This window comes from Roseivirga sp., from assembly GCF_049099775.1.
GTDB lineage: Bacteria > Bacteroidota > Bacteroidia > Cytophagales > Cyclobacteriaceae > Roseivirga.
This window is the reverse complement of the sequence record NZ_JAGDZM010000002.1, coordinates 190,874-216,505: the sequence shown is the minus strand read 5'-3', so window position 1 is coordinate 216,505 and position 25,632 is coordinate 190,874. Positions and strand designations below refer to the sequence as shown.

Here is a 25,632-nt window from a genome sequence, read left to right as displayed (position 1 = left end):
CGTTATGGTTGAAATTTTAAGTCATGAAGATCATCTCGTCATTCATATTATTGATATCCCTTTCTTTTCTTAATGCCCAAGAAGTCGCATATCAAGGCGAATGGGATAACTATAGTCGATGGACAACATTTGAGGGAAGCTGGAAGATTGTAAAATCGGAAAATGGCCATAAGCTTTTGCTTGGTGATGATTTTGAGGCTAAGAAGGCGCCCGATCTTAAAATATTCTTATCCAAAGCCAAGTTGGACGATATAGGTAGCAAAAACGCATTGAAGATTGGCGAGCCAGTTTTAGTAGCGAAACTTACCAATTACAAAGGAAAAGCAGCTTATGATATTCCCTCATCAATAGATGTCTCGAAATATCAGACAATAATGGTACACTGTGAAGAATACAATAAATTTTGGGGAGGTTCTGACCTAAAATAATTAAAGACCAAAGCCTGCACGTCCTTGAAGGCCACCCGTATGAATGAATAAAACCTTACTGTTTCTTTTGAAATAGCCCTTGTGGATAAGGTCATAAATACCAAACAGCGATTTACCAGTATAAACAGGGTCAAGTAAGATGTTATGGCGGTCTTCAAAACCCTTTATAAAGCTTAGTAACGCCGGTTTTACTTTTGCATAGCCCCCGAAGTGATAATCATTATGGATTTCCCAGTTGCTAACATGTTTTGAAGTGTAGTCACTAAGTAGTTTTTCTATCTCTTTGGTTAAGAAACTGCCTTTTAAGGAAGAAAATCCAATGATTTTCCCTTTTCCATTTAAAGATGAAATAAGCCCAGAAATAGTGCCTCCAGTACCAACACTAACAGTATAAAAGTCATAATTATCCTCAAGGTCAGATACAATTTCTTCGCAACCCTTAATAGCCAATGAATTGGTACCGCCTTCAGGTATGCGGTAGAAATTTCCATAATCGGAAAGTAAATTATGCTTTACTTGAAGGGTTTCTTTCAACCGATAAGCAGGCCTATCCATATATTCCAATTTCATCCCGCACGCCTTGGCGTAAGTCAAGGTGCTATTGAGAGGCAAAGTCTCTTCTCCTCTAATAATTCCTATCGTTTTATAACCATATGCCAGACCGGCACCAGCCACTGCATGGATGTGATTGGAGTAAGCACCACCAAAGGTTAAGAGCGTATCGTGACCTTGTTTTTTAGCTTCTAAAAGGTTGTATTTAAGCTTTCGCCATTTGTTCCCTGAAACAACGGGATGGATTAAGTCCTCCCTTTTTATAAAGACTTTTACGCCCTTTTCTTCAAAAACAGGTTCATGTATTTGCTGTACTGGAGCCTGACTTATTTCCATGCCATGAAGTTAGTGATATCTTTGTTGGAGAAATAGATTCATTATGAGCGACGCGTTCGAAGACGAAGAATTATTTGAGCACCACAGGATTATCTGCGATGCTGGCCAAGAACCATATCGGGTAGATAAGTTTCTAATGGATCGTTTACCCAACGTTACCCGAAATAAAGTCCAACAGGGCATTAAAGATGGCTTTGTTAAGGTTAATGGCAATGAGGTGAAGCCAAACTATAAAGTACACCCGAACGATGAAATTGTAGTCGCGCTGCCTGAACCCCCTCGCGAAACAGAACTTCTTCCAGAAGATATTCCACTGAATATTATGTACGAAGATGAGGATGTACTCATTGTCAATAAAGCGCCTGGAATGGTTGTGCATCCGGCTTATAATAATTGGTCTGGTACTTTGGTCAATGCCTTAGTGCACCATTTTCAGCAATTGCCGACAATGAAGGATAATGAAGGTAGGCCAGGTTTAGTACATCGAATTGATAAAGATACTTCAGGCCTACTCGTAATTGCGAAAACGGAAACCGCCATGAGCTCCTTGGCAAAACAGTTTTTCGACCATAGTATAGAAAGAACTTATTATGCGTTGGTTTGGGGCGTACCGAAAGAACAAGAAGGTACAATTAATGTTAACCTCGGAAGAAGTGAAAAAGACCGAAGAGTAACAGTGGCGATTGAAGATGGATCGCGAGGAAGAACAGCAATTACTCATTATAAAGTGCTTAAAGACTTAAGATATGTATCCTTGATCAAATGTAATTTGGAGACAGGAAGGACGCATCAAATACGGGCTCATTTGAAATATTTAGGGCACCCATTGTTCAATGATGCTACTTATGGAGGCAATGTGCTGTTGAAAGGGACACAATTCTCAAAGTATAAGTCTTTTGTCGATAATGCATTCAAACTTATACCTAGGCAGGCGCTTCATGCGAAGTCTTTGGGCTTCGTTCATCCGAAAACAGGAAAAGAAGTGCAGTTTGAATCAGAACTTCCAGAAGATTTTGTGAATGTTTTAGAGAAATGGGAACACTACGTTAAATACGAATAACGTATTTTAAAACGCCCCAAACATGAAACCCCGTTCCAGCCAAAACAAATAAGTGCCAAATGGCGTGATGGTATTTTAGCCTCCGCATCAGGTAAAATATAATACCCGATGTATAGAATACTCCACCATAAAGCATAAGGTCTACAACGTCGCGACCAAGGTATTTCGTAATATCATCGAACATTAAGAAGCCGAGCCAGCCCATCCCTACATAGGAGATCAGAGAAATGGCTTCAAATTTACCGGTATAGAACACTTTGAAGAGAATTCCCGCTAGAGCAATAAGCCAAACGGCAATGATCATATTTTGCCCTGAAGCGTCATTTCCAAGTATTCCCCAGGCAAAAGGCGTAAAGGTTCCTGCAATTAAAATATAAATACCAATATGATCTAATTGCTTAAACAAGTACTTTTTCTTTTGCCCACTAATGCTATGATATATTGTAGAGGCCGTGTAAAGGAAAATGATACTTAAGAAGAAAATTACGCCACTCCAAGTGACATTTGAAGGGTTTAAAGCACTGTTTTGTAGTGTAAGAACTAAACCAATTATACCACCGATTATACCCACTCCGTGGGTTATGGCATTGGCGAGTTCCTCTTCAGGCGAGTAGAGGTCTAACTTAATCTTCTTTGTCATGGAGAAGTTTTACTCCGCAAAACTTGCAGTGGATAGCATCTTCAGCGTGGCCAGTTTCTTGGCAATTATCACAGGCGAGTAATGCTTGCTTGTCCTTTTCCTTGCCTAAGGCAACAGTCACAATACCTGTAGGAACTGCTATAATGGCATAGCCAAGAATCATTACAAAAGAGGCAATACTTTGACCTAATACAGTCTGAGGGGCTATATCTCCATACCCCACTGTAGTTAAGGTAACAATGGCCCAGTAGATACTTTTTGGAATACTTGTAAAACCATTTTCCCCGCCTTCAACTAAATACATAACCGTACCCATAATGACCACCAAAGTCACCACTGTACCCATAAAAACGGTGATTTTATGTCGGCTAGAACGAAGCGCCCGCATCAATTGCTCGCCTTCGCCAACGTAACGCCCAAGTTTTAATATTCTAAATACGCGAAGCAATCGAAGTGCTCGGATAATGAGCAAATACTGTGTTCCGGTGAAAATGAGGCTTAAATAGGTTGGGAGTAAGGAGAGCAAGTCAATCAGCCCATAAAAACTAAAGATGTATTGACTCTTACGGTCGGTAACATATACTCTTGTTACATATTCAAGGGTAAATGCAATTGTCAAAACCCATTCTACTATTCTAAATATATGCCCATAATTCTCCTCTAAGGATTGGACACTTTCTAGCATTACGGCAAAAATGCTTATTAATATGGCGATTAATAAAGCAATATCGAAAGCTCTACCAGCCGGGGTATCCGTGCCGAAGATGATTACAAAAAGTCTTCTTTTAAGCGTACTGGCCATTGCTTAAAAGTAAGCATATTTCCTTGAGAGTTGGGCAGAAAACCATGTCAGAAATCCTTTTTAAGCCTAAACCAAGGGGCCTGATAATTTTCTGGTAAGTGTTCTTGCGGAATTGTACTATGGTTTCCGTCGCGTTGAGCACCGTAATGAGGGGAAAGAATTTCTATCCCGGCTTCGTTGCATTTGTCTTGAATATTCTGATGAAGCTTGGAATAGATAAGTGCCATTTTGTGGATTTCTCGTGTTCTAGCGTTAAGTTGATAGCTCACATAAAAGTCGTCTAGACTCGTTTGAAGCACATATGGCTTTGGTAGTTTTTTTATGTGCTCTGTATTAAGCGCCGCTTCGATGAGCACCTCATGAACAGTGCGCCACGGAACATCATAACCAAGCGTAATGGTTGTATGGAGTATTAGACCCTCTTCGTCATTGGCTGTAGTATAGTTAATGGTGTGACTATTGAGCATATGAGAATTAGGAATAGTAATTATTTCGTTTTTGATGGTTTTTATTCTTGTGTTGAGCAGAGATTTTTCTTTCACATCTCCCATTACTTCTCCAATTTTTACCCTGTCTCCTATTTTAAAAGAACGCATATAGGTGATTACCAAACCGGCAATAACGTTGGATATAGCACCGGCACCGCCCAAGGCAACTAATAACCCAATAAAAGTGGAAACGCCTTTGAAAATTTCTGAGTCTGACATGGGCAGAGATGGCCAGATGGCAATAAAGCTTAGCGCGATGATAAGCGTTTTGATAATATTATAAGTAGGCTTAGCCCATTCCTTATAAAAGCCCGGAAACTCCAACTTTCCTTTGGCCACTTCATCTTTAAAGAAGGTCAATACTCTTAATATGTACTTTGTTACTACTAAGATTACACCAATGGTGAGTAAATCTGGAATATATGCCACAAACTTATTTCCCATGTTTTTAAGCGGGTCTAGAATATACCCGAAGAGCGTAGTTGCAATGCCTTGAGTCCAGGGGAATAGTGAGAATAAAACGGGGAGCAGTAAATAAATGATAAAAATGAGGACACCAATTCGGACTCCTTTGGCAATATATGTGACAGCAAGAATTTGTTTGTCTTCGGTCAGTACTTCGTAGGTTTTAAGTTTAAAACCTTTTAGCATTTTGCCTTTTTGTGCACGAATTTTTAAGTACAACAACCTAAAGAGTCTGTTATAATACTTTAAACCGACTATAAATAGTATGACGATGACCAGCGCTATTCCGATATTGATTAACAATGATTGGAGTTTTACTACTGGTTTGTCTTTGGTGTTTCTAATTTCCTGAATAAGATCCAGATAATATTCAGCGGCATCATTTCTACTGAGCCCAAGTGCATTGGCATCAACATCGTAGATGGTCATGATTAAACCATTACCACAGAAGATTTCATTGCTGCTATCTGTGTTTTCTATTCTTAATGGCTCACTACCAAAAAAACCTGATTTGAGCTCTGAAACCCTTCCTTTTATCTTTTCCCCACGTTGAGCAATTGAATAAGGACCAATGCCTGCATAGATGTACATAATTGAGTCTCCATCAATCACATATTTGCTGGTTTGCGCCTTAATTATTTCCGTTTTGATTGTAATGGAATCAGTGGCAGAAATAGAATCTTGAGCTTGCGGCGTTACGTCTTGAAAAAATAGAAAGACGGAGAGTATTACATATTTTATAACCATTGATTAGTAGTCTACTGAGGGTAGGAACTGATGGTAATCGGCATGATTGAGGGTCCTATATTAGGTATTGTTTCCATGAAATCAAAAAAGCCCATTTTCTACTTGAGTGAGCAGTCAAGCGGAAAATGGGCTTTCAATGAATTTGTAAATCAGCCTACAGGCTCATCATTTCTTTAAACCTAGCAGCTTGTCTACGGCTTACTTCTACTTTATCACCACCACGGAGCACCACCATCAAACCACCGTTAAACCAAGATTCGATGCTTTCAACCCATGTTAGGTTAATGATATGCTTTCTGCTTGCGCGGAAAAAGGATCTGTCGTCCAACTTCTCATCAAGTGCATTCAATGACTTATGAATCATTGGCTTGAAGTTGTCGAAGTAGATTTTGATATAGTTACCATCAGATTCGAAAAGTCTGATGTTTTCTAACTTTACAAACCAGCATTTATCACCATCTTTCACAAAAACACGATCCTGAGGACCTAATTTCTGGTCCGCTTGAGGAGCAACAGCTTCCTCTTTCTTCGGTCTGTTTATAAGTTTAGTGATGGTTTCTTTTAACCTGTCTGGCTCGATTGGCTTCAGTAAGTAATCAAGTGCGTTGAAGTCGAAAGCTTGAAGCGCATACTCGTCGTAAGCCGTAGTAAAGACTACGTCAGGAACAGTATCTAAGGTCTCTAAAAGTTCAAAGCCAGTTTTACCAGGCATTTGAATATCTAGAAAGAGTAATTCAGGCTGCAGAGACTTAATTTTTTCCTCAGCATCTTCAGCATTTACCGCTTCGCCAACAATCTCTATTTCAGGATATTCTTGTAGCAGATTGGTCAATTCTTTTCTTGCCAATCGTTCGTCATCAATAATTAGTGCTCTCATTTATTCAAGTTTTGCTTACATACGCTGAGGTATCTTCACTTCTGTTACTACAAACTTATCGTTTTCATTGTAAATTCTAAATGAAGCGGCTTCTCCATATATCAATTTAAGCCTTTCTTTAGTATTTATTAGCCCAACGCCCTTTCTGCTACCTCGTTTTTTAGGACTATGAGAAAGTTGACCGCTATTTCTAATTTTAAGAATTAGAATGGAGTGTTCAACTTTCGATTCTATGTCGATAATGCCACCCGCTATCAAGTTTGAAACACCGTGTTTAATGGCATTCTCAACCAGAGTCTGAACCATCATCGGTGGAATTTCAAAGCCATCTGATTTAGGGTCAATCCGATAGTGAACATTCAGTCTTTCTTCAAAGCGGATGCCTTCCAAGGCTAAATAATCTCTTACTGTACTCAATTCATTTCTAAAACTGATTACTCGTTTTTTATCTGTGATCAGTGAGTTTCTAAGAATATTAGAAAGCTGTGTAATGGCCGTTTTGGCCTTGCTTGGCTCTTCATCCACCAAAGCTCGCATACTGTTTAGTGCATTGAATATGAAATGTGGATTAAGTTGCGATTTGAGTTGATTCAAATGCATTTCATTCATAGCCGCCTCATATTTTAAGGAGGTATTATTACTTTCTAAAAAGTGATAGAGTAAATAAATAGTAGACCATATAATGAACATGATCAGGAAATTGAGGGTAGCGAATAAGATGTCACTCAAAAGGATATTTAAATCAGTTAAGGCGACAGTTCCGACTGCCCAATAAAGCATATATGAAATAACGAGTACGGAAAGTGCTGAAATAGTAATGAGCCCCAATATTCTTGGAATAACGCGGATAATATTGATTTGAAGCCAATTTCGTTGGATAATGACTTTTCGAATTACGTAATGAGAAAAGAGCAGCATAATTGGGGTATGCAGAAGGATCTCGATTCTAGAAATTCGAATGATTTCTGGCCCTAGGTCTTGCGGATTAATGCTCAACGTGAAAATGTTGAGTAGAAAGTACACTCCCCACCCAAAAATTTGGAACGCCCAGTATAGTCTCTTCTTTCTCATGCGCTTCGTAAAATAAGGAAAGTTTTATCAGACTTGTCCAAGCTTTAAGATGAGAGGTAAAGACAAGGTGTTTACGGAGGTTATAGACTATCTCCCGGTTTGTACTGTTTATTCCTTAAGAATGTTCTTATGATTAATCTTGTGCCTCGGTCATAGGTCATGTAATTCCAGATCCAGTTGCTCAGGATTACGAGTCGGTTACGGAAACCAACGATCGACATCAGGTGAACGAACATCCAGACCATCCAGGCGAACAAACCTCTAAAATGGAACCTTGGCATATCTACCACCGCTTTATTTCTGCCGACAGTTGCCATTGAACCCTTGTCTTTATATTTAAATGGGAGCCGCTCTTTTTGCTTTAATTGACGCTTTAAGTTCTTACCAAGGTTTAAAGCTTGCTGCATGGCCACAGGAGCTACCATAGGGTAACCGCGTGGGTTTTCTTTAGAGCACATTGCGGCAATATCGCCTACGGCATATACATCAGGATAACCTTCGACTTGATTGAATTGATCGACTAGAATCCTACCCTTATCTACAACGGTTTCAGGTAAGCCATCGATGACATTTCCGGTAACACCAGCTGCCCAAATTACCGTCTTGGCAGGAATTATTGTACCATCGGTGAGCGTTACATTGTTACCATCATAATCGACAAGTCGAGTGTCCAATCTAACGTCTACACCGAAGTCTTCAAGATACTTTAAAGCCCTAGAGCCAGCTTTTTCCGACATTCCGGATAACAACCTGTCTCCTGCATCTACTAAGTGCAGTTTCATGATATCGAAGTCAATGTCAGGATAGTCTTTTGGCAAGACATGATTCTTTAATTCTCCAAGCGCACCGGCAACTTCCACGCCTGTAGGGCCGCCGCCAACAACCACGAAATTAGTCAGCCGATCTTGCTCCTCTATGTCCGGCGACATAACAGTTTGCTCAAAGTTTTGAAGCATATGGCTTCTCAAGTTTAAAGCTTGAGGGATTTGTTTCATCGGAAATGTACGCTCATACATTTCTTGATTCCCAAAATAGTTGGTTTTGGATCCGTTGGCGATCACTAGCATATCATAACTAAGCTCGCCAACAAGGGTTGAAATCTTTTTTGAGTCAAGGTCAATACCAGTAACTCTTGCCATCCTGAAATAGAAGTCTTTATGCTTTTCGAAAAGGTGGCGAAGTGCACCGGCAATGGAATCAGGTTCTAGGCCAGCTGTGGCAACTTGGTAAAGCAATGGCTGAAAGGTGTGGTAATTATGCCGATCTAATAGAACGATCTGATAGGGAGACTTTCGAAGTGATTTGATGAGTTGAATTCCGGCAAAACCTCCGCCGATAATTACGATTCTTTTCTTTTCACACTTGGGAATTTCTAGGTGAAGGTGATGCAGATCTGACATATCATTTGGGCTTACCTATGTAACGATTTCTGATGGGTAAAGTTGATATAAATGCCCGTATTATTGAGCACCTGAAGTAAAATCTTAATTAATGTTAAAAAGACAGAGATTTTGCCCTAAACTATAATACGAACTTGTGCCTTCCGTTCAAGAAGTGAGTTTTAAATATGTATTAGAAAAGAAATTAAAACCGTGGATTGATGTCTGTTAAGGTGAAATGGACAGACTCAGTGAAGATCGGTGTGTTGAGCGGTTTTAATGTTTTGGTTGAAGACGGTGCTGTTCGCGTAAGCGGCAGCATCATTTTTTTTGCTCTATTTTAGGCAGTTTTAAACCTAAAGGCCCAGTTCTTCTTTCAAGAATTTTCCAGTATAGCCTTTTTTACTTTTTGCCACTTTTTCAGGCGTTCCTTCGGCTACAATTGTTCCTCCTCCGTCGCCGCCTTCTGGCCCTAAGTCAATAATGTGGTCCGACACTTTTATCACATCTAGATTATGCTCAATAATCAGGACAGAGTTTCCTTTTTCTACTAGCCTATTGAGTACATCGAGTAAATGCTGAATGTCTTTAAAGTGAAGGCCAGTAGTAGGTTCGTCTAATATGTAAAGCGTTTTACCTGTATCCTTTTTAGAAAGTTCAGTAGCAAGTTTTACCCTTTGGGCTTCACCACCAGACAGCGTAGTGGCGTGTTGACCTAAGGATATATAACCTAGTCCTACATCGTTTAGGGTTTTAATCTTTCGTAGAATTTTAGGTTGATGCTCAAAGAATTCAACGGCTTGTTCGACCGTCATATCGAGTACATCGGAGATAGATTTTCCTTTAAAACGTACTTCAAGCGTTTCTCGGTTATACCTTTTGCCTTTACAAGTTTCGCAAGGCACATGAACGTTCGGTAAAAAGTCCATTTCGATCAACTTCATACCAGCTCCTTCGCAAGTTTCGCAACGCCCTCCTTTTACATTGAAAGAGAACCTACCGGCTTTATAACCCCTAATTTTTGCTTCGGGCAATTCAGTAAAGAGTGTTCTGATATCGGAAAAGACACCAGTATATGTGGCAGGGTTGGATCTTGGTGTTCTACCAATCGGAGATTGATCTACTTCAATCACTTTATCGATATGCTTTAAGCCATCGATGGATTTGTGGGCTAAAGGGTTCTTTCTAGCTCTAAAGAAATACTGATTCAGAATTGGGAAGAGCGTGTCGTGAATTAAAGTAGATTTTCCACTTCCTGAGACTCCAGTAACACAAACCATTTTACCTAAAGGTAATTTAAGCGTTACATTCTGAAGGTTGTTGCCTTCGGCTCCTTTTAGAACAAGGCTGTTGCCGTTTCCTTCGCGACGTTTCTTAGGCACCTCAATGTTGACTTCACCTTTTAGATAATTGGCTGTAATTCCTCCTTCTTTTAAAAATTTAGAAGGATCGCCAGCGGCTACAATCTGTCCGCCATGTCTACCTGCGCCAGGTCCAATATCTATGATGTAATCCGAGGCGAGCATCATGTCTTTATCGTGCTCCACCACAATGATGGTGTTGCCAATATCGCGCAAGTTTTTGAGCGCATTAATCAACTTAACATTATCTCTTTGGTGAAGCCCAATACTAGGTTCATCCATAATGTAGAGCACACCTACTAGTTGAGTACCAATCTGTGTAGCCAATCGAATTCTTTGTGCTTCACCGCCTGAAAGCGTTCTCAGCGGACGATTGAGGGTCAAATAATCTAATCCTACATCGAGCAAGAAACCAATTCGCTTTCTTATTTCTTTTAGAATTTCAGGCGCAATGAGTTGCTGCTTTTCCGTCATTCTATCTTCCACGCCCACAAACCAGTTGGCCAATTGATTAATATCCATTCTAGCCAACTGAGAGATATTAGTGTCGGCAATTTTGAAGTGGAGCGACTCCATTTTAAGGCGGGCTCCGTTACAACTTGGGCAAGTCTTTATATGCATAAAGTCCTCAATCCAACGTTTAGTCTTTTCTGTTCCTTCTTGCTTTTGTTTTTCCAAGAACTTAATAATGCCCTCAAACTTAGTGTTCCATTCAGTGCCCGGATACTTTTTTGAACCTACCGCAACTGGAACATCATCGCCGTAGAGAATTACCTCCATTACTTCCTTAGGAATGTCTTTGATCGGAGTAGAAAGGTTGACTTTGTAACGCTTTAGAATAGCGTCGATTTTCTTGAAGATCCAGATATCCCGATAATCTCCTAATGGTGCAATACCACCTCGGCTTATGCTTAAAGTGTCGTCTGGAATAACACTCGCTTCACTAATTTCTTCAATTTGGCCTAAGCCATTACATGAAGGACAAGCACCATAAGGGGAGTTGAAAGAGAAGTTGTTTGGTGCAGGTTCATCATAAGAAAGACCAGTTTCAGGGTCCATTAAGTATTTTGAGAAATGATGGATATTGGTTTCTTCATCGCGAACCATCATTACCCCCTTTCCATGAGATAAGGCTGTTTTTACACTCTGAGCGATTCTGTATCGGTCGTCGGCATCGGCAATAATCCGATCAATAACGATTTCAATATCGTGAGTTTTGTACCGATCTACTTGCATTTTCGGTACCATATCCATTACCACACCATCTACTCGTACTTTCGTGAAACCCATTTTTCGGATTTGAACGAACAGCTCTCGATAGTGACCTTTTCGACCCTTCACGACAGGGGCCATTAAGATCAATTTCTTCTTCTCGAAGTTTTGAAGGAGGTGTTCTACAATCTGATCTTCGGATTGTCGAATCATGGCTTTTCCCGTTAGGTAGGAATAGGCGACGCCTGTTCTTGCGAATAGAAGTCTTAAAAAGTCATAGATTTCTGTAAGGGTGCCAACGGTAGATCGCGGGTTACGAGAAGTAGTTTTTTGTTCTATGGAAATAACTGGGCTTAGGCCATTGATTTTGTCAACATCGGGGCGTTCCATATCGCCGATAAAAGATCGGGCATAAGCGGAAAAACTTTCCATGTACCGGCGCTGGCCTTCTGCATAAATAGTATCGAAAGCCAAAGAAGATTTTCCCGAACCTGAAATACCAGTAATCACTACCAACTTGTTTCTTGGTATGACTGTATCTATGTTTTTGAGGTTGTGCTCCCTTGCCCCGAAAATTTCAATATTTTCATGACCTGTGAGGTCTATAGGGGCTTTATCGATGGTCGCGTTTTCTTTGAGTTTTTCCATGAATTGGCCTGCAAAATGCAGAATTCACAAAGGTCTTGATTTACAGGTGGAATTGCAACAAGCAATTAAAAGAAAGCCAAGTCCCCAATCCGAGACGCATCAATTGCCGGAAGCAATTTTGGGTAAATCAGTGCGTAGGCTATCAAAGCAACGATAACGAAGTCGAAAAAACGACATACGTAGATGGTGATTTTAGATTTGATCATATATCAATTTTTAAGTCCTTTTTTTAAGTCTATCCATTGATAAGGATTGAGTTCTGTGGTGTCAGTTCTTAATGTTAACTGAAAAAACTTGTTAAGTGTTTTCAAATGGTATGTTTCGCCTTCGCTCCGGTTTCCATCCCAGTAAGAAGATCGATAAACAATACGCTGCTTTTTATCAAAGCGATTCTCAAATAAAACTCGCTCGCTTCCACGACTCATATCAATAGATTGAGCCATCAGTATGATGATGATAAAAGAGATGATAGAAAGCGGTATTCCGAGAATGAAGTTGAGTGTGAAAATTCTCTTTTCCTGATTTTTAAGATAGTCTAAAATCACTAACAGAAAAACAATTAGAGGAGTGGCGAGCATAAGGATTAACTCATATTCAGATTTTAAATCCACATCCCTGAACTCGATCGGGTTGATACGAGCAACGAGAATATTGATCAGGATAAAGAGCAACAAACCGTAGCTTATTTTGGTCAACCATTTGAGTGTTTTTTCCCACCTGTTCATCGGCCGGTAATTAAGAATGTTCCTAAAATCGCTTTATGATCAGACGTAATCTCTACGGCATCCAGCGCATTGCAACCGAGCCCTTCAGAATAAAAGATGTAGTCGATAGGAATTTGACCCAGAAAGGGATTCCAAGTTGGGTACGTTGGGGTTAGTTTTTTGCGACTGTCTTTGAGTCGGGTATTCGCTTTAAAACTGGTCAAACTATTGTCCCAAGGTACCGTATTGAAGTCTCCAAGAACCAAAAACTCCCCACCTTTTGTGGCAATGTGTTCTTTGGCTTCCTTTATGTGAATATTCCTTTCTTGCCACCTAATTTTTGAGGTGGGCGAAAGCGTATGAAGCGCCAAAAAATTGATTTTATCTTCTCCAACCATTATTTCTCCCGCTATGTTGGCGGTACCATGCCAAAGAATGCGTTCGGTATTCCGTAATGGATATTTACTAAACACGGCAATCCCCTGACTTTCCATAGGATGAGCCATAATGGTAAAGTGTGGATAATCTTCTTTCAACCCATTTTCAAGAGATTTTGCCCAACTTGGCCCCACTTCTTGAAAAGAAATAAAGTCTGGTTTTAATTGGATAACCCGATCTATAGTCTCTTCAAAAGTCCTATTTATAGCATGCACATTAAACTGCATTACCTTCAGCGATTCACTACCCTGATTCACGCTGGAACCAACATCCATTGGGGTATTTATTTTGAACAGCAACAGCAAATAAATGGTGAAATTGATACTGGCTAATCGATAGTGATGCTTTACGATCCACCAAATACTCAGTATGCCATACACGAGCATGGCTTGAAACAAAAAAGACTGTAACAATGTGAGCTCGAAAGTATAACTAGGTATCAGCAGTACGATGGCAGGTACGAGTAGCATTGCCGCAATCAATCGCTCTTTATTTTTCCTTTGCCTAAGAAGACAATATACCCTGAGGAGGAACAAGCCCCCTCGGAGTAAAAGTTTGATTTTAAACCGTTGCATTCTCGAGTTTTTGTTTGTTGGAAATATTATACCAATCCACTTTTCTAGAGAGATACATACAAATGCCTAGCACAAAGAGAAGCCCGAAACTACCTACTAAAAGAGAGAAGTCTTCCATTCTAAGGATGATGAAAATAAAGGCGTAAATGAGCGTAAAAAAGAGCAGCATAAACCCAGCAAGCTTTTTACTCTTTAGCAGTGAAAGAGAATAAAGGGTAAGCATGGTAATGATTATTCCTGCCGCTATCCAGTAGGCTGAACTAAAGCCAACAAGCTCGGATAATGACAATAGAAGGGTGTAGAATATTGTGAGTGTTAGGCCAACCAGTATATACTGAATCGGGTGGATTTTTTTCTTATTCAGAATTTCAATAAAGAAAAATGAAATGAAGGTTAAGAATAGAATGAGCACCGCATATTTGGCCGACCTCGTGTTTTGTTGATAATTGTCCACAGGCTGATATAAGTTAACACCGAAATCGGCAGAGCTGATCTTATGTGCCCGACCGACCCATTGTTGAGGGTAGTTTCTGTTCAAATCGAAGACAGACCATTCGGCGGTAAATCCGTTATCAGTAATCTGATGATCGTCAGGTAGAAACTGTCCAGTGAAACTCGGGTGAGGCCATGAGGAGGTAATTTTTACGTTGGTCGATTTGCCAACTGGATTAAACATCAAGGTCTTAGTTCCTCTGATTTTCAGGTCAACTTTAAAGTCCATTTCCTTACTTTTCGGGTTTAATTTCAAGCGCGAATTGACACCCGTTTGACTTTGGTTTTCTCGGTTCGCAGTGTAATCAAGTCTTAGATCAGATTGGGCAAGATTCAGGTCGAGGTACGCAGGAATACCGGGTTCCATACGATGCGTTTCTTGACCTAGTTTAAATTTAATGTCTGATTGAATTCCTCGCATATCTGGAATGCCAATGCTTAACACGGCTTCGTCCCAATGGATATTTTCAGGCTGGTTGGTAAACTGTGAAAAATCTAGTTTGCTGAAACTTCCATTTAGCTTCAAATCAGTCGTGTAAACAATGACTTCGTAAATACCCCGTTTTCGAGATTCAGGGTTTAGTGCCCCGTCAATGTTAAGCTCATCTGGCAGAAAGTGCGCATATTTCTTAGTCCGTATTTTTTTGTCTTTAAAAACCTCTACTATTTCGAAAGGAACCGAAAGAATGGGGCCTGTAAGTTCTAGGGGTGCCGCCCAGCTTTCAGATACTTGGTTTACTGCCATGAACTGATTGCTTTCCCTGTCGTGAATCAATGATTTTATCATAGATTGGGGAATAAGCAGAATGGCAATAAGGAAGCCAATGCTAAGTAACTTTACACTCACCGAGTTTTTGATCGCGTTGTTGATTTTTTCAAATGCTGTTTCTTGTTTCTGATCCATAGTTTTTGTTTTAAAAGTACTTTGTAATTCAAAGTGAAAGGATAAAAAAATATATTATCCTCTTCCAGTCTGTTCTTTTATTAAGGCTTCAAGTGCATCTATATGTGCGGAAAAAGCCTTTTTACCTGCCTTTGTGGCAAGATATTTTGTGTTGGGTTTTCGGCCAACAAACGATTTTTGTACGTCTATAAAAACCTCTTTTTCGAGCGCTTTTAAATGGCTGGCCAAGTTACCATCCGTTACATCCAATAGCTCTTTGAGTCTATTGAATTCCATGGCCTCTCCAGCAATTAATGCGGACATAATGCCAAGCCTTACGCGGTTCTCGAAGGCTTTATTAAGCTTATGTATATCTACTTTCAACGTTCGTATTTAAAATACATTAATGCACCGTAAATAATGTGCAAAACACCGAACCCAATGGCCCAAATTAATAAGCCATATCCTATAACGGCACTTGCAATAAGCCCCAATATTACTTCTGATATTCCCAAAAACCGAATGTCTCGATAGGTATAATGGCTTGCGTTGATCAGTCCCATCCCGTAGAAGATAAGTGTTACAGGTGCGATCATCCCGATTTGGCCTTGCTGATAGAAGATGATCACTAAAATGCCTCCGGCGATTAAAGGAATAAGCAGGTTAATTAAGAGCCTTTCAGTAGTCTTATCCCAGCTTTTAACGCCGTCTTTTTGAGCTTTTTTCTTAGTTAAATAAATTCCAGTGCTAATGGTTAGCACCAAGATTGCTAGGGCAATCAATATCAAGTTGAGTAGATTTCCTCGCACGTCCCTGACAACAAGCTGGCTATATACCACTGTTTCGCTAGTATAGACTAGGCTATGAGCGACTGCCGCACCGGCTAGCGCATAAATCCCAGCCATTATTCCCGATAATCCACTCAACGAGATAAATCGAGATGATTTTTCCATAATGGATCTTATCTCGGAGATGTCTTGTAAATAATCTTTTTCCATTTTAAAAGTACTTTGAGTTACAAAGTAAAGGAATGAAAATAAATTTGCAATCCATTCCGCAAGAAATTTTGAATTAGATTTGAGGCCAGTGCTCAATCAAGACGAAATACAACTGCAACAAGAACTGTCACGGGGAAGTGAAAAGGCATTTGAAAATGTCTTTTTAACCTATTTCAAGGTGCTGGCGGTATTCGCTAAAAAATTCGTGGGCGATATGCAAACTGCGGAAGATTTGGTGCAGGAGGTATTGGTAAAACTTTATGAAAACCGTAACTCCGTTCAATTTCACACTTCCTTAAAGGCATTTCTTTTCCAGTCGGTTCGGAACAAATGTATTGATCACCTGAGGTCAGTCAAGTCTAAGTCGGAACATCACGAAAATATTAAACAGGTGAATTTTGACGATCAGTTTGATTTTAATGATACCATGATTGAAGCTGAATTGGAAGAACGGATTTTCCATGCAATTAGCGTTTTGCCTTCGCAATGCCAGCAAGTTTTTAAAATGAGCAGGCTAGAAGGGAAAAGAAATCAGGAAATAGCGGATTTACTGAATATTTCAAAAAGGACGGTAGAAACTCAAGTAAGTAATGCACTCAAACGATTAAGAAAAGATGTTTTCGAATACCTTAAAATGTTGATAATCATATCGTTAAATATGTTCTTTTAAAAAAAGCAGACTCTATTTACGTGTAAAGCCTTTCCGGCCCGTCATATTGATGTAAACCCATGAAAAACGATTCTATCATATCTGATCACCAGCTGCTTAACTATCTAAAGGATGCCGCCACCCCAGAAGAGAAAGCTCAAATTGATGCTTGGCTATTTGAGGGTGAAGAGAATAGGTTGGAATTAGAAAACATTCGAAAAGTTTGGGAGCGTTCGCAGTCTTTAGAAGATTTTGAATCGATCGATCTAGATAGGAATTGGTCTCAACTTCAAGCTAAAATTGGAAATCCGGCCAATGAAAAGTCAAGTAAGCAATACATATGGAGGTATGCGGCTGCCGTTGTTTTGCTTGCTGCGGCAACATTTCTACTCTTGAAACCAGGTACAGTTGAGATGCAAGAAATGGTAGCATCCAATGGCAAAGCAGAGGTGCACTTGGCCGATGGAACAACAGTTTGGTTAAATGAAGGGGCAAAACTCGACTATCCTGATGCTTTTAAAGGTGACTATCGCGAAGTTACTTTAGAAGGGGAAGCTTTTTTTGATGTTGCTCACAATCCTGACAAACCATTTGTGGTAAATGCAGGGGGTACAAAAACCGAAGTTTTAGGCACCACTTTTAATATAAATAAAGGAGAAGGCGAATCATTTGAACTGAACCTGATTACAGGTAAGGTCAGATTTACCAAGGGAAGGCAACAAGCGCTGCTTGATCCGGGCCAAAAAATTACCGTTGATGCTAAAGGTTCGGTTAAGAAAACGGTTAATAGGGAAGTCAACTTTATGTCTTGGCGAACGAACAAACTGGTATTCGAAAATACCCCAATGGAAGAGGTGGTCAGCGACATTTCTGCACACTATGGTGTAGTACTGGAAATTATGCACAAGGGGTTTTTGGGCTGCCCAGTCACTACAACATTTGAAAACGAAACAATTGATGAGGTTTTGGAAACACTCGCCGATCTATTCGATATAACTATAAAAAGAGAAGGTCAACTCTATCAACTAGTAGGAAAGGGGTGTAAATGAGGTGTTTAAACGCGAATGATATTCGCCTCTAGAAATATTTGGCAGATACTCCTTTCGGATAACTTCGATTTTCGAGACCGAGCAAAGTGAGTTTCATCATTTAAAATGCTACCAGCCGATCGGATATTGTGGCAGAGCGATTTTCTAGGTCAGCAGGAGCTATAGTGCCGTCTTCGTACGCCGGAGAAATCATTCTTGAGCTTCGTTTTTAACTGATTTTTTAAGTATTGAGAAGAAAGTTTATCATACTGATCATGATTGTATCGTCTTATTCCTGTTTTGAACAGGATAAGGCACCTTTTTTGGTTCAAGAAGTAACGATTACTTTTTCCAACATACCGCTCAAAGAAGCCCTTAGAAAGTTGGAGCAAGAACTAGACGGTTTAGTGTTTATGTATTCCCCAAGCTCTTTTGATTCCGAACGAAAGATCAATTTATCGTTTGAAAAAACAACCCTTGAAGCGCTACTTGAAAGACTTTTTAAGGAAGATGATATTAGCTTTCTTGAAAGGAAAAATAAGATTCTACTTAAACCAAAGAATGTAGGCAATGAAGAAGGCTTATAGCCTTAAACTTGAGCGAGTAATTGAGCAAGTTCTTTATGATCTTTCGCAAAGTGTTTAGCACCAGCTTGTCGTAAATTGTCCTCAAGGCCTTCTCTTACGTGGCTGCCTCCAAGAAAACCAATGACTTCCAGGCCTGCTTCTGAAGCAGCCTCAACACCGGCTCTACTGTCTTCAATCACAATTACTTCTTCGGATTTAAGGCCTAAAGTCTTAAGCGCTAACAAATACACATCTGGACTTGGTTTGCCTTTTTCAACCATATCAGCTGAGAAGATTCGACCTTGAAAATGTTCGGTGATGGATAGCTTTTCGAGGGCCAATTCAACATAATCCTTCGCACTATTAGACACTACCGAACGCGGTATATTGAGTGAATTTAACATCTGCCAAACGCCATCAATTGGACGCTGATTATCTCTAATCTTAATGTCTAATTCAGGAACAATTGCCGTGACTTCTAAACTTTGGCTTATTTCTCCTTCAGCCTGCAATGATTTAATAATATCCGTGAAGGTTTTACCCGTGTATTTAAGAATATAGGTTTCAAGGTCTATGGCCACACCGATCGACTGTAACCAGCTTGAAACAACTTCAGCAGCTACAATTTCTGTATCAATCAATACACCATCGCAGTCGAAAAGCAGGTGTTGAGCCATTAGAAGTTTGGTGTTAGTAAATATTTAGAATAGAAATCGTCAATCACGTTTACCGCCTCAGTTGGTGTTTCTACAAGATTGATTAAATCGAGATCTTTTTCGCTGATATTGCCAAAACTCAGCATGGTATTCTTTACCCAGTCCATTAAACCACCCCAATAGTCCTTACCTACTAAAACGATTGGGAAGCGACCGATTTTATTGGTTTGTATCAATGTAATTGCTTCAAAAAGTTCATCAAGTGTTCCAAATCCACCCGGCATTACGATAAATCCTTGAGAGTACTTCACAAACATTACTTTTCTCACGAAGAAATAATCGAAGGAGATCAGTTTGTCTGGGTCTATATAGATGTTGTTGCCTTGTTCAAAAGGAAGTTCAATGCCTAAGCCTACTGACTTACCGTTTTCACTATTGGCACCTTTATTTCCTGCTTCCATAATTCCTGGGCCACCACCTGTGACGACACCATAACCATGTCTTACTAATTTGGCAGCTATTTCTTCAGCCATTTGGTAGTAAGGCTGGTCTGGTTTGGTTCGGGCAGAACCAAAAATAGATACGCATGGCCCTATTTTGGCAAGCTTTTCAAAACCCTCTACCATTTCGGCCATCACTTTAAAAATCACCCATGAATCGTGGGTTTTGATCTCGTTCCAATCTCTGTCCTTAAAGGCCTGTTTGATTTTATCTTCGTTACTCATATTAAATGCTTTCTCTTTTTAATTTCTCCGTCTTCTACAATTTAGAAAACCGGCTCTCCCTTAACGTTGGGTTTTGTAAAAAGTTGAGTTAATGAATTGTGATTAATGTTTAAGCTCCTAAATCATCTAAGGCTTTGTCGAGTTTAGGAAACCTAAATTCGAAACCCTCTCTTTGAATTTTGGCGCTGCTAACTCTACTTCCACCAAGCACAATGGTCGACATTTCGCCAAGCATAAGTTTCATCACTAATGAAGGAACGGGTATAGGTAGAAAGGTTTTTTTGAATGCCTTGGCAGCTTTTCTAGTAAAGTTTTTATTCGTTTCTGGGCTAGGTGCCACGGCATTGTAAGCACCTTCCATTTCGGGATTTTCTGTTGCTGCTATAAACATTCTGGATAGGTCACCAATGTGAATCCAACTCATATATTGTTCACCTTTTCCCAATGGAGCAGCCACCGGTGGTTTTAAGAGCTCTACTAAAGCCCCCCCTTTTTTGCTCAATACTATACCTACACGCAATTGAACGAGTCGGATATTCAAACTCTTGACTTTATTAGTCGCCGTTTCCCAGGCATCGGTTACATGGGCTAAAAAATCAGTACCAACTTCAGACGTTTCGCTTACAATGCTATTTCCTTTTTCGTTTCCGTAAATGCCAATGGCGGAAGCAGCAATGAAGCTTTTTACTTGGTGGTTTCCTTTTTCTAGGGTTTTAAAAAGTAGAATGGAGGTTTTAGTTCTGCTATTATAAATTTCATCTTTCCTATCAACAGTCCATTTTTCATCGGCTACACCAGCACCTGCTAAATGGATGATGGTATCTACCCCTTCAAGTGCACCTTCCTCAATATATTCCTTTTTATAATTCCATTCAAAGACCTCATAATCGGCGTTTCTGCTCTTTTTTCTACTGAGCACCACTATCTTATGGCCTTGCTTTTTTAGCATTGGAATTAGTGCGCTTCCAACAAGACCTGTGCCTCCTGTAATTAGTATTTTCTGCCCCATGTATATAAAAGCCTTTTCGATGGCCTAATGTTCTGTGAATATAGGTTTTTAGGCATCAAGCATAAAAAAAGCCTCAGCAAAATTGCCGAGGCTCTGATTGTTGTGTGTTTATTGGAGTCTTTATCTTAAGAAGTTGTAGCTGTATTTTAATCTGAATGATGTTCCAGGGTCTCTTCTAGTTTCAATTTGGTTAGCACTTCCGAAAGACTCAAACTCTCTCTCTTGCAAATCACCAAGAATGTTGTTGACTCTTAAACCGAATGTATGCTCACCATCTACGCCAAAACTCTTCTGAATGTTAACGTTAAGGCTATTGAAAGGAACATTGTAGGTATCAGGTGTACGGTTAACACCTACAACGGCAAGTGTTCTTCCTTGAACATTATAACTAACACTAGCTTCCCAGAAGTTCTCAAAATCAGTATAAGCAAATGAGGCATTTACGATATACGGTGGCTGACCTACGAAATCACGTGTTAATGAAAATTCTTCTCCAGTTCTTAACCCATTAATTCTACCTATTTGCTCAAGCGGCGTAAGGTTTACAGTTGCATCTGTAACTGTAATGTTAGAAATGAAGGAAAGGTTTTCTAAAGCCGGTGTAATGAAGGCTAAGTTCTTTCTTACTTCGAGTTCTACTCCAGTAATTTCAGCATTTCCTACGTTCTGAGGACTAAAATCGTTGGCGGCTCTATCAGACCTTACTAACTCGATTGGGTTAGTGAAATCCTTATAGAAAGCACCAATTGAAATAGTCTCTCCTCTACCGAAGAAGTATTCCCATCTGATATCGAAGTTTTCAATGTTCGTTTCTACAAGGTCAATGTTACCGATGAAAGTTCTACCTGTTAACACATCTTGAATCTCGGCAGTTGACTTTTCTTTGAATGAAGGTCTTGCAATTGTTTTTGCATAAGAAGCTCTCAAGTTTGAGTTTTCAAACACATTGTAGATGAAGTTAACCGATGGGAAGAATTCGAATGAACTCAACACCTTGTCATCGTTAAATACTTTTCCTGTCGGATCATTAGGGTTAGCCCCTGCTTGGTTTACACCAGTGTACCATTGGTCGTACTGCTCAACCCTTAAACCTAGAATCGTCTTTAGTTTGCTGGTAAGTGCTAGTTCACTCATGGCATAAGCACCTGTGATGTTAATTCTACCTTCGTATGCGTTTGAAAGGTTGAAGTTGTCTTGCACATAAACACCAGTGCCTCTATCTGCTGTCCAAATGTTTTCTTCTGCAAAAATTCTATCCGGATCGCTGTCTAAATTCAGAAGATCTTGGTTACCTCTAATTTGAGTTACGTAGTTCTGAATCTCGTAGTCTCTAGTTTTGTATATGTTGCTTGCACCCACTTTGAATTTAGAGTCCCTTCCTCGGAAAGCGAAGTTCTGCGTGTAATCCACTTTGGCTACATAGTTTTGCTCCGTTAAAAGTCTCCAAATTCTGTTTGGCTCTCCACCTTCCTGTGGGTTAATGGCCACAACGCCATCATCAATTGTAAATGGAGTAATTCGGATGTCTTTATCATTGATTGTAGAGAAAGTAGGAGATACTTTCCACTCTAGCTGAGATTCATTACCATTGAAATAATGCTCACCAGCTAGCAAGAAGTTAGTTAAGAAACGCTCTGTATATTCTAAGTTATCTACTCTTGCCGTGTTAAAGTTGTTGTTTGAACGTACACGTGTTCTTTGCGCTGCTCTTTCAGTACCATTCTGAATATGCATGGCTTGGAAACGGTACTTGTTTTTATCGCTTTTTAAAGAAAGACCCGCCAAACCACTCAGTTGAGCATCTCTGATTCCTAATGCTCCTTGGAACCTCGTATCTGAGATTAAAGCAAAGTCATCGTCTTCAGTGGGCTTAACACTTGCACCATCTACAGCTTGCTCGTAGAAAGTAGAAGTATTGTTATAGTTTATAGCACCTATATAACCGAGCTTTTTACCTTTCCAATCGATTTGGTCGCCGATAGAAAAACCAAGGCTTATGTTCGCAAAGTTAGACTCTTGCTGAGTCGCCATTGTTGGGTCGAATGACCTTGTAATGCTTTCTGTTACTGGGTCGCGAAGAATTGGTGAAGGGATATCACCCGTTCTACCGTCGAAAGGCAAGCCTCTTGTTCCATCATCGAAACCTAGGAAATCAGTTCCTCCACCTTCATAACCACGGAAGTCATTTCTTATGTGCATTGAAGGGTTATATTCTAGGCTAAAAGACAGGTTCATTGTCTTTTCATCTGGAAAGTCCTTGGTTTCAATATTTACTGTACCCCCTACAAAGTCTGCACTTAAATCTGGGGTGAAGTTTTTGTAAACGATGATGTTATCGATCAGAGAAGTAGGGAAAATATCTATTTGAATGGCGTTTCTATCTGGGTCTAAACCAGGAACTTCTGTGCCATTTAGAATCGTTTTCGTATAGCGATCACCAAGACCTCTAACAAAAACGTACTGACCTCCTTGTATTGATACACCAGGAACTCTTTTAATTGCGCCGGCTACATCGCTGTCGCCAGATCTTTTGATTTGTTGAGACGAAATACCGTCGATTAGATTTGTTGATTTACGTTTCGCAGTAAGCAAAGCGATATCAGTTGTTTTGATAGCTTCAGCAGTTACTACGATGTCTTCAAGCTCAGAAACAGCAGGTTCCATCCAGATAGCATCAAGCACGGTTACCTCACCTGCTTTTACTACAACATTTTCTATGTTGACAGAAACTGTTCCTACAAATTTCGCTTGCACGGTGTAAGTACCTGGGGCGATGGTCAATTCAAATTTTCCATCAAAATCAGCGGCGGCACCTACTTGTGTACCAACTACAAAAACTTGAACCCCCCACATGGCTTCGCCATTAGAACGGTCAAATGTGGTACCTCTAATCTTACCCGTTTGTGCAAAACTTAGCTGCGTAAAAGCGAGCAATGAAGCGATTAAAACTAATCTTACGTTTTTCATTTTTTATCAGTGTTACTATTTCTTATCAAATAAAATTGCTCGTGAGCGAAATAAACTCACGAGCAAAGTGTTCTATGTTACTTTTATTTAGTCATTAAAAATTAGCCAAAAGGCCAAGTTCTGCGGTGTATGACCAGCTTAGTACTGATACATCTGCACCTACAGTTTTTGTACTTACAATGCTGTTGTCAGCAGGGAATTTTACGTCTTCGTTATTGTCTACTTGAGATGTTCTATCAGGATTCGTTAAGCTTCCGTCAAGTTTGTCGTTCAAGATTTTAGCAATGTCTGTGAATGATGTAGCACCGTCTCTGTCAACTCCGCTAAACTGAAGGCCAGTGAATGTTACATTTCCTCCTGCATAGTTGTCAGAAATCAATGGGTTATCAGAAAGCTTTTTAGTTGCATCGTTCGGGTCAGTCGTGCCATCAGCATCAAGCTCTAAGTCCACACCTGCCGCAAATCCGAAGAAGTAACTATCAGTAATGCTATAAGTAGCACCATCTCTTAGGTCGGCAAAGTCAGTTGCGCTTCTACCCCAAGCCGTAGCGTTAGTAAATGTTCCGATAGCAGCTGTTCCTCCAGTATCTCCTTCTGGGCCATCAAGCTCAAATGGGTGATCAGAACCGAAACCTGCGTTAGTTGCAGCACCAATGTATACCAAGTTATCAGCAGTACCTGTCCAACCTTGGTCAGCATCGAATCCGTCATCATCAGGGTTCAGTACAATAAAGTTTGAGATGTTAACAGTTCCTCCGAAGATCTCGATACCGTCATCGGCAGAATTGATAGACTCTACATGGCTGATTACCGTTCCGTTACCTACGCCACCAAGCGTTAAACCTTGAAGCTCATTTCCAGGGCCTAATTGCTGTCCTGTGTATCTGATTGAGCAGTAAGTGAAAGATCCTGAGTTATCAGCAGGGTCGCTTCCACCGTAGATGCCTTCTGTTACTGAAGAAGGAATTCCTTCAATTTGTACTTCCGAAGCTTCAGCAACGATTGGCGCGTTTCCAAGAATCAAAACACCACCCCAAAGTCCAAGGTCATTGTCTATGTCTAAAGTTGAAGTGAATTCTCCAACGTTAATATTGTCAAGTACAGAAGTAAATACGATTGGGTCGTTTGCCGTTCCGTTGGCAATAATATCACCACCCCTTGCGACTAGTAATACAGAAGCAGCTGCACCTTGTTCGCCTTGTCCTTTTACAATAGTACCAGCTTCAATAGTTAATGTAGCGCCAGCGCCGACAATTACTCTACCTGAAAGTACCCAGGCTACGTCGTTTGTGAAGGTAAAGTCTCTGTTGATGACACCTGAAATTCTTGTTTGCTTGAACTCTACATCGTTACCACCAACAGACCTTGTTTCAGTCAGGTCAGCAGTCTGGAATGTATCAGGAATATCCCCAATTTCCATTACGACAGTGGCAGAACCAGTATTTCCAGCGGCATCAGTAATGGTAAGCGTTAGTGCTCCAGCACCATCATCACCTGCAGCATAATCAATTACAACAGATCCGCTTACCGCAGCAACGGCTGGCTGTGTAGTAATTGTGGCAGTACCACCTGTAGCATCTACATTTGCTGAGGCAAAACCGCCTGCAACTGTAAGATTAAAAGTGACCGTAGTTGTTTCGTTTTCAGTAACTGCTACCTCGGCAGGTCCAGATACGATAGGAGCCGCAATTTGCGGATCGTCCTCACCACAGGCAGAAACAATCAGTGCGATTGCTGCTACAAATAGTAGGCTTAAAAGTTGATTAATTGAACGTTTCATGTTTTCGATTAGGTTTTAATTTCTAATGCCAAAACAACAAGAATGATATCACAAAGCTTTTACCCATTTGTTAAGAATAGTTGTCATGCCGTTTAT

24 protein-coding genes are annotated in these 25,632 nt (G+C 40.1%); 6 read left to right on the top strand and 18 right to left on the bottom strand.

What is annotated here, in order from left to right:
* Positions 1 to 23 precede the first annotated feature (23 nt).
* A complete protein-coding gene (locus tag JXQ92_RS03260) occupies positions 24 to 428 on the top strand; it encodes a DM13 domain-containing protein (protein ID WP_421985147.1) in 405 nt (134 codons plus the stop codon).
* Here JXQ92_RS03260 and JXQ92_RS03255 read toward each other — a convergent pair whose 3' ends face one another.
* Positions 429 to 1,316, bottom strand: coding sequence for a 1-aminocyclopropane-1-carboxylate deaminase/D-cysteine desulfhydrase (locus JXQ92_RS03255; RefSeq protein ID WP_421985146.1), 888 nt, complete (start codon positions 1,314 to 1,316; stop codon positions 429 to 431).
* Positions 1,317 to 1,359: 43 nt separating this feature from the next.
* Here JXQ92_RS03255 and JXQ92_RS03250 point away from each other — a divergent pair, with 43 nt between their 5' ends.
* Positions 1,360 to 2,376, top strand: a complete 1,017-nt coding sequence (locus tag JXQ92_RS03250) for an RluA family pseudouridine synthase (protein ID WP_421985145.1) — start codon at positions 1,360 to 1,362, stop codon at positions 2,374 to 2,376.
* Here JXQ92_RS03250 and trhA read toward each other — a convergent pair.
* The 6 genes from trhA to JXQ92_RS03220 form a co-directional block, all read right to left on the bottom strand.
* The gene (gene trhA / locus JXQ92_RS03245) at positions 2,363 to 3,016 is read right to left on the bottom strand and encodes a PAQR family membrane homeostasis protein TrhA (protein ID WP_421985144.1); all 654 of its coding nucleotides are present in this window, start codon (positions 3,014 to 3,016) and stop codon (positions 2,363 to 2,365) included. The two genes, JXQ92_RS03250 and trhA, sit on opposite strands and share 14 nt — an antisense overlap.
* Positions 3,000 to 3,818, bottom strand: a complete 819-nt coding sequence (locus JXQ92_RS03240) for an ion transporter (RefSeq protein ID WP_421985143.1) — start codon at positions 3,816 to 3,818, stop codon at positions 3,000 to 3,002. The genes trhA and JXQ92_RS03240 overlap by 17 nt, the downstream gene beginning before the upstream one ends.
* A gap of 47 nt (positions 3,819 to 3,865) precedes the next feature.
* Positions 3,866 to 5,518 carry a mechanosensitive ion channel family protein gene (locus JXQ92_RS03235; protein WP_421985142.1) on the bottom strand — a complete coding sequence of 551 codons (1,653 nt, stop codon included), beginning with the start codon at positions 5,516 to 5,518 and terminating at the stop codon, positions 3,866 to 3,868.
* A gap of 154 nt (positions 5,519 to 5,672) precedes the next feature.
* Positions 5,673 to 6,395: a LytR/AlgR family response regulator transcription factor gene (locus tag JXQ92_RS03230; protein ID WP_421985141.1), complete on the bottom strand. Its 723-nt coding sequence runs from the start codon at positions 6,393 to 6,395 to the stop codon at positions 5,673 to 5,675.
* A 15-nt stretch (positions 6,396 to 6,410) separates the two neighbouring features.
* On the bottom strand, positions 6,411 to 7,466 hold the full coding sequence (locus JXQ92_RS03225; RefSeq protein ID WP_421985140.1) for a sensor histidine kinase: 1,056 nt from the start codon (positions 7,464 to 7,466) through the stop codon (positions 6,411 to 6,413).
* Between the two features lie 80 nt (positions 7,467 to 7,546).
* A complete protein-coding gene (locus tag JXQ92_RS03220; protein WP_421985139.1) occupies positions 7,547 to 8,866 on the bottom strand; it encodes an NAD(P)/FAD-dependent oxidoreductase in 1,320 nt (439 codons plus the stop codon).
* 200 nt (positions 8,867 to 9,066) lie between these two features.
* Between JXQ92_RS03220 and JXQ92_RS03215 the strand changes: the two genes are divergently transcribed.
* Positions 9,067 to 9,189: a hypothetical protein gene (locus JXQ92_RS03215; RefSeq protein ID WP_421985138.1), complete on the top strand. Its 123-nt coding sequence runs from the start codon at positions 9,067 to 9,069 to the stop codon at positions 9,187 to 9,189.
* 12 nt (positions 9,190 to 9,201) lie between these two features.
* Here the strand turns inward: JXQ92_RS03215 and uvrA are convergent, their stop codons facing one another.
* From uvrA to JXQ92_RS03185, 6 genes are all read right to left on the bottom strand, one after another.
* Complete coding sequence (gene uvrA, locus JXQ92_RS03210) at positions 9,202 to 12,066, bottom strand: excinuclease ABC subunit UvrA (RefSeq protein WP_421985137.1); 2,865 nt, start codon at positions 12,064 to 12,066, stop codon at positions 9,202 to 9,204.
* Positions 12,067 to 12,275: 209 nt separating this feature from the next.
* Positions 12,276 to 12,791 carry a hypothetical protein gene (locus tag JXQ92_RS03205; protein ID WP_421985136.1) on the bottom strand — a complete coding sequence of 172 codons (516 nt, stop codon included), beginning with the start codon at positions 12,789 to 12,791 and terminating at the stop codon, positions 12,276 to 12,278.
* Entirely contained in the window at positions 12,788 to 13,783 is a 996-nt protein-coding gene (locus tag JXQ92_RS03200; RefSeq protein WP_421985135.1) for an endonuclease/exonuclease/phosphatase family protein, read from the bottom strand. Before JXQ92_RS03200 ends, JXQ92_RS03205 begins: the two co-directional genes overlap by 4 nt.
* A complete protein-coding gene (creD, locus tag JXQ92_RS03195; RefSeq protein WP_421985134.1) occupies positions 13,770 to 15,179 on the bottom strand; it encodes a cell envelope integrity protein CreD in 1,410 nt (469 codons plus the stop codon). The genes JXQ92_RS03200 and creD overlap by 14 nt, the downstream gene beginning before the upstream one ends.
* A gap of 54 nt (positions 15,180 to 15,233) precedes the next feature.
* Positions 15,234 to 15,542 carry a winged helix-turn-helix domain-containing protein gene (locus JXQ92_RS03190; protein WP_421985133.1) on the bottom strand — a complete coding sequence of 103 codons (309 nt, stop codon included), beginning with the start codon at positions 15,540 to 15,542 and terminating at the stop codon, positions 15,234 to 15,236.
* On the bottom strand, positions 15,539 to 16,156 hold the full coding sequence (locus JXQ92_RS03185; RefSeq protein WP_421985132.1) for a hypothetical protein: 618 nt from the start codon (positions 16,154 to 16,156) through the stop codon (positions 15,539 to 15,541). Before JXQ92_RS03185 ends, JXQ92_RS03190 begins: the two co-directional genes overlap by 4 nt.
* Positions 16,157 to 16,244: 88 nt before the next feature.
* Between JXQ92_RS03185 and JXQ92_RS03180 the strand changes: the two genes are divergently transcribed.
* The 3 genes from JXQ92_RS03180 (at position 16,245) to JXQ92_RS03170 (ending at position 18,420) form a co-directional block, all read left to right on the top strand.
* Entirely contained in the window at positions 16,245 to 16,826 is a 582-nt protein-coding gene (locus JXQ92_RS03180) for an RNA polymerase sigma-70 factor (protein WP_421985131.1), read from the top strand.
* A 59-nt stretch (positions 16,827 to 16,885) separates the two neighbouring features.
* Entirely contained in the window at positions 16,886 to 17,854 is a 969-nt protein-coding gene (locus JXQ92_RS03175) for a FecR family protein (protein ID WP_421985130.1), read from the top strand.
* Between the two features lie 227 nt (positions 17,855 to 18,081).
* Positions 18,082 to 18,420, top strand: coding sequence for an STN domain-containing protein (locus JXQ92_RS03170; protein WP_421985129.1), 339 nt, complete (start codon positions 18,082 to 18,084; stop codon positions 18,418 to 18,420).
* Positions 18,421 to 18,422: 2 nt separating this feature from the next.
* Here JXQ92_RS03170 and JXQ92_RS03165 read toward each other — a convergent pair whose 3' ends face one another.
* From JXQ92_RS03165 to JXQ92_RS03145, 5 genes are all read right to left on the bottom strand, one after another.
* Complete coding sequence (locus JXQ92_RS03165) at positions 18,423 to 19,076, bottom strand: HAD family hydrolase (RefSeq protein WP_421985128.1); 654 nt, start codon at positions 19,074 to 19,076, stop codon at positions 18,423 to 18,425.
* Positions 19,076 to 19,780 (bottom strand): TIGR00730 family Rossman fold protein, encoded by a 705-nt coding sequence (locus tag JXQ92_RS03160; protein WP_421985127.1) that lies wholly within the window; start codon positions 19,778 to 19,780, stop codon positions 19,076 to 19,078. The genes JXQ92_RS03165 and JXQ92_RS03160 overlap by 1 nt, the downstream gene beginning before the upstream one ends.
* 109 nt (positions 19,781 to 19,889) lie before the next feature.
* Positions 19,890 to 20,789: a TIGR01777 family oxidoreductase gene (locus tag JXQ92_RS03155; protein ID WP_421985126.1), complete on the bottom strand. Its 900-nt coding sequence runs from the start codon at positions 20,787 to 20,789 to the stop codon at positions 19,890 to 19,892.
* A gap of 120 nt (positions 20,790 to 20,909) precedes the next feature.
* Positions 20,910 to 23,756 (bottom strand): TonB-dependent receptor domain-containing protein, encoded by a 2,847-nt coding sequence (locus tag JXQ92_RS03150; protein ID WP_421985125.1) that lies wholly within the window; start codon positions 23,754 to 23,756, stop codon positions 20,910 to 20,912.
* A 94-nt stretch (positions 23,757 to 23,850) separates the two neighbouring features.
* Positions 23,851 to 25,536, bottom strand: coding sequence for a hypothetical protein (locus tag JXQ92_RS03145; RefSeq protein ID WP_421985124.1), 1,686 nt, complete (start codon positions 25,534 to 25,536; stop codon positions 23,851 to 23,853).
* Between the last annotated feature and the right edge of the window lie 96 nt (positions 25,537 to 25,632).

Bases quoted from the DNA above. Each gene is read 5' to 3' on its own strand.
- JXQ92_RS03260 (WP_421985147.1), top strand. From the start codon at position 24: ATGAAGATCATCTCGTCATTCATATTATTGATATCCCTTTCTTTTCTT.
- JXQ92_RS03255 (WP_421985146.1), bottom strand. From the start codon at position 1,316: ATGGAAATAAGTCAGGCTCCAGTACAGCAAATACATGAACCTGTTTTT.
- JXQ92_RS03250 (WP_421985145.1), top strand. From the start codon at position 1,360: ATGAGCGACGCGTTCGAAGACGAAGAATTATTTGAGCACCACAGGATT.
- trhA (WP_421985144.1), bottom strand. From the start codon at position 3,016: ATGACAAAGAAGATTAAGTTAGACCTCTACTCGCCTGAAGAGGAACTC.
- JXQ92_RS03240 (WP_421985143.1), bottom strand. From the start codon at position 3,818: ATGGCCAGTACGCTTAAAAGAAGACTTTTTGTAATCATCTTCGGCACG.
- JXQ92_RS03235 (WP_421985142.1), bottom strand. From the start codon at position 5,518: ATGGTTATAAAATATGTAATACTCTCCGTCTTTCTATTTTTTCAAGAC.
- JXQ92_RS03230 (WP_421985141.1), bottom strand. From the start codon at position 6,395: ATGAGAGCACTAATTATTGATGACGAACGATTGGCAAGAAAAGAATTG.
- JXQ92_RS03225 (WP_421985140.1), bottom strand. From the start codon at position 7,466: ATGAGAAAGAAGAGACTATACTGGGCGTTCCAAATTTTTGGGTGGGGA.
- JXQ92_RS03220 (WP_421985139.1), bottom strand. From the start codon at position 8,866: ATGTCAGATCTGCATCACCTTCACCTAGAAATTCCCAAGTGTGAAAAG.
- JXQ92_RS03215 (WP_421985138.1), top strand. From the start codon at position 9,067: ATGTCTGTTAAGGTGAAATGGACAGACTCAGTGAAGATCGGTGTGTTG.
- uvrA (WP_421985137.1), bottom strand. From the start codon at position 12,066: ATGGAAAAACTCAAAGAAAACGCGACCATCGATAAAGCCCCTATAGAC.
- JXQ92_RS03205 (WP_421985136.1), bottom strand. From the start codon at position 12,791: ATGAACAGGTGGGAAAAAACACTCAAATGGTTGACCAAAATAAGCTAC.
- JXQ92_RS03200 (WP_421985135.1), bottom strand. From the start codon at position 13,783: ATGCAACGGTTTAAAATCAAACTTTTACTCCGAGGGGGCTTGTTCCTC.
- creD (WP_421985134.1), bottom strand. From the start codon at position 15,179: ATGGATCAGAAACAAGAAACAGCATTTGAAAAAATCAACAACGCGATC.
- JXQ92_RS03185 (WP_421985132.1), bottom strand. From the start codon at position 16,156: ATGGAAAAAGATTATTTACAAGACATCTCCGAGATAAGATCCATTATG.
- JXQ92_RS03175 (WP_421985130.1), top strand. From the start codon at position 16,886: ATGAAAAACGATTCTATCATATCTGATCACCAGCTGCTTAACTATCTA.
- JXQ92_RS03165 (WP_421985128.1), bottom strand. From the start codon at position 19,076: ATGGCTCAACACCTGCTTTTCGACTGCGATGGTGTATTGATTGATACA.
- JXQ92_RS03160 (WP_421985127.1), bottom strand. From the start codon at position 19,780: ATGAGTAACGAAGATAAAATCAAACAGGCCTTTAAGGACAGAGATTGG.
- JXQ92_RS03155 (WP_421985126.1), bottom strand. From the start codon at position 20,789: ATGGGGCAGAAAATACTAATTACAGGAGGCACAGGTCTTGTTGGAAGC.
- JXQ92_RS03150 (WP_421985125.1), bottom strand. From the start codon at position 23,756: ATGAAAAACGTAAGATTAGTTTTAATCGCTTCATTGCTCGCTTTTACG.
- JXQ92_RS03145 (WP_421985124.1), bottom strand. From the start codon at position 25,536: ATGAAACGTTCAATTAATCAACTTTTAAGCCTACTATTTGTAGCAGCA.